4 protein-coding genes are annotated in these 3,312 nt (G+C 71.4%); 3 read left to right on the top strand and 1 reads right to left on the bottom strand.

Annotated elements, in window-relative coordinates:
* On the bottom strand, window positions 1–378 hold a 378-nt coding region (locus tag CVO76_RS16255), incomplete at its 3' end, for a DeoR/GlpR family DNA-binding transcription regulator (protein ID WP_208740128.1).
* Between the two features lie 126 nt (window positions 379–504).
* On the opposite strand from CVO76_RS16255, the gene CVO76_RS16260 reads away from it, so the two are divergent.
* The 3 genes from CVO76_RS16260 to CVO76_RS16270 all read left to right on the top strand — a co-directional run.
* Complete coding sequence (locus CVO76_RS16260) at window positions 505–1,416, top strand: aldose 1-epimerase family protein (protein WP_208740129.1); 912 nt, start codon at window positions 505–507, stop codon at window positions 1,414–1,416.
* A gap of 34 nt (window positions 1,417–1,450) precedes the next feature.
* Entirely contained in the window at window positions 1,451–2,782 is a 1,332-nt protein-coding gene (locus CVO76_RS16265) for an AI-2E family transporter (RefSeq protein WP_133081994.1), read from the top strand.
* Between the two features lie 41 nt (window positions 2,783–2,823).
* Window positions 2,824–3,312: threonine ammonia-lyase (locus CVO76_RS16270; protein ID WP_208741876.1), on the top strand; the 489-nt coding region annotated here is incomplete at its 3' end.

Raw genomic sequence — 3,312 nt, forward strand, 5'->3', positions numbered from 1 at the left:
GGGGAGCGAGTTGGTGATGACGGTCAGGCCCTGGACGCGCGACAGCAGGGGCGCCAGGGCATACGTGGTGGTCCCGCCCGTGATGGACACCGTCATGCCGGGGACCAGGAGCGAGACCGCCGCCGCCGCGATCTGCTCCTTCGCCCGTCCGCCCCGCGTGCGGTTGACGTCGAAGCCGGCCTCGACCGAGCTCAGGCTGCCGGGCCGGACCGCGCCGCCATGGACGCGGATCAGGGCGCCGCGGGCCTCGAGGGTGTCGATGTCACGCCGGACCGTCATCTCCGAGACGCCGAGTGCGAGCGCGAGTCCGCTGACCCGGACCGCGGGCTGGTGCGTGAGGCGCTCGAGGATGGCTGCGTGCCGTTCCGCTGCGAGCATGGTCCTCCTGCCTCACCCCGAGGACTCGAACGAGTCCGAACTAAAACGAACAAAACTTATCATAGGGGGAGATGCCGGTGCCGGAAACCGATCGGAGGTCGCGACAACCGGCGGTAGCATCGCAGCATGACGCACTCCCGGCTCGCCAGCGGCACCAACCACATCCTGCGGGCCGGCTCCTCGACGGTCGTCGTCGCCAGCCTCGCCGCCGCCCTGCGGTCCTACGAGCGCGACGGCGTCGCCCTCACGGAGACCTGGGGCGACGGCGACATCCCGGCCGGGGGCGGAGGAATCCTCCTGGCGCCCTGGCCCAACCGCATCGCCAAAGGCCGCTGGACCCTCCACGGCAAGGAGCAGCAGCTCGACATCACCGAACCCTCGAAGGGCAACGCCAGCCATGGGCTCCTGCGCAACACGGGCTACCGGGCCGTCGATGCCGCTCCGTCGCGCGTGGTCCTGGAGGCGGAGGTGTTCCCCCAGCACGGCTACCCGTTCCACCTGGTGCACCGGGCCACCTACGAGCTCACCCAGGAGCAGCTCACCGTCACCCAGGAGCTCACCAACCTCTCGGACGACGCCGCCCCGTTCGCGCTCGGTGCCCATCCCTACCTCAGGATCTCCGGTGTCGCGACGGAGGAGCTCACCCTGACGGTGAAGGCGCACGAGATGTTCGAAGCGGACGACCGGTCCATCCCGACGGGGAAGGTCGCCGTCTCCGGGTACTCCGACCTGCGCGAGGGCCGGCGCGTCGGGGACCTCGGCATCGACACGGCCTTCACCGCCCTGGAGCAGGTCGGCGGCCGGCACGAGCATGTTCTCGCCGCGCCGGACGGCCGGCGCGTGACGCTGTGGGCCGACGCGTCGTTCGCCTACGCGCACATCTTCGTGAGCACGGTCTACCCGGGTGTGAGCACGGCCGTCGCGATCGAGCCGATGACGGCGCCGGCCGATGCCTTCAACTCGGGGGAGGGTCTTCGCTGGCTCGACCCGGGCGCGTCGTTCTCCGCCGAATGGGGCATACTGCCAGGTCTCGGATAGGGAGCGCCAGGGCCTTCTATGGAAAGATTGGCCCATGCAGCGTCTCCCCGGAGCGAATCCCCAGCGCGCCATCCAGCGCGCCGTGAGCCGCGGCGCCGCCGCGCTGCCCGACCCGCTGCCACGGCAGCCTGCTGAGCTCCGGCAACGCCCGCGACCCGACGACCGCAACGACGTCCCCTTCGCGCTGCGCGTGGCCGCGTCCTGGTCCTGGCGGCTGGGGCTCGTCATCGTCATCGGGGGCGTGCTGATCTACCTGCTCGGCAGGGTCTCCCTGCTCGTCATCCCGCTCATGATCGCAGGGCTCCTCGCCGCGCTCCTCCTGCCGCTGAAGAAGGCGCTCCAACGACGACGGGTGCCGGACGGCCTGGCCGTGGCGATCACCCTCGTCGGCTTCTTCGGACTCATCACGGCCGCACTCCTCCTCGTCGGACGGCAGCTGGCGCTGGGGTTCGGCAGTCTGTGGGGCGAGGCCCGCGCCGGCATCCAGCAGATGCTGGACTGGCTGGCGCAGGGACCCCTGCAGCTCACGGCATCGCAGATCGACCGGTACCTGCAGGACCTCGGCGACGCAGCACAGAACAACAGCGCCTCGATCCTCAGCGGCGCGCTGTCCTTCGGAACCACGGCGGGCCACGTCGCCGCGGGCTCGCTGCTCACGGTGTTCGCCCTCATCTTCTTCCTGCTCGACGGCGGGCGCATCTGGCGCTTCGTCGTCGGACTCGCACCCGTCCGCGCCCGGGCGGCCGTCGACGGCGCGGGGCGCAGGGGCTGGACGTCCATGGCCGGCTACGTCCGGGTCCAGATGCTCGTGGCCGGCGTCGATGCGATCGGTATCGGCGTCGGTGCGGCGATCATCGGTGTCCCGCTGGCCCTGCCGCTCAGCGTCCTCGTGTTCCTCGGGTCCTTCATCCCCATCGTCGGCGCGCTCGCCACGGGGTCCGTCGCCGTCCTGCTCGCCCTGGTCGCGAACGGCTGGGTCAACGCCCTCGTGATGCTCGCGATCGTCCTCCTGGTCCAGCAGCTCGAGGGGCACGTCCTGCAGCCCCTGATCATGGGACCGGCCGTCGCACTGCACCCGCTCGCCGTCGTCCTCGCGGTGGCCGGCGGCACGCTCCTCGCGGGCATCCCGGGTGCCCTCTTCTCCGTCCCGATCCTCGCGGTCCTCAACACCTCGGTGCGCTACATCGCCCAGCGGGCGTGGGAGTACGATCCGGTCGTCGCCCCGGGTGCCCTGCCGCGCAGCGGAGGGTCCGGCATTAGCAGGCCGGCGACGACGGAGGACATGCTCCCGTCGTCACCGGCCAGCACCCCGGAACCTCCCGCCGCCCAGCCGGCGACAGCCCTCCAGGAAGAGATCTCCCAGTGACCGAGCAGACCGTAGCAACCACCCCCACCGCGACCACCGTGCTGGACTTCCCCGACGGCACCGACCTCCCGGTGACCCTCGCCGACGTCGAGGCCGCCCAGCGTACCCTCGAGGGCGTCATCGCCCGCACGCCTATCGAGCAGTCACGGGCACTCGGACGCATCACGGGATCCAGCGTCTCGTTCAAGTGCGAGAACCTCCAGCGGGCGGGGTCCTTCAAGGTCCGCGGCGCGTACAACCGGATGGCGCAGCTCACCGAGGCGGAGCGCGCCCGCGGCGTCGTCGCCGCGTCCGCCGGCAACCACGCGCAGGGCGTCGCCGTGGCCGCCGCCCGGCTCGGCATCGCCGCCCGGATCTACATGCCCCTCGGGGTGGCCCTGCCCAAGCTCGCCGCGACGCGCGGGCACGGCGCAGAAGTGGTGCTGCACGGGCACAACGTCGACGAGGCGCTCGCCGAGGCCAAGAAGTACGCCGACGAGACCGGCGCCGTCTTCGTCCATCCGTTCGACAACGTGGATGTCGTGGCGGGG

The sequence above is a fragment of the Arthrobacter agilis genome, assembly GCF_002953615.1.
GTDB classification, from domain to species: domain Bacteria; phylum Actinomycetota; class Actinomycetes; order Actinomycetales; family Micrococcaceae; genus Arthrobacter_D; species Arthrobacter_D agilis_B.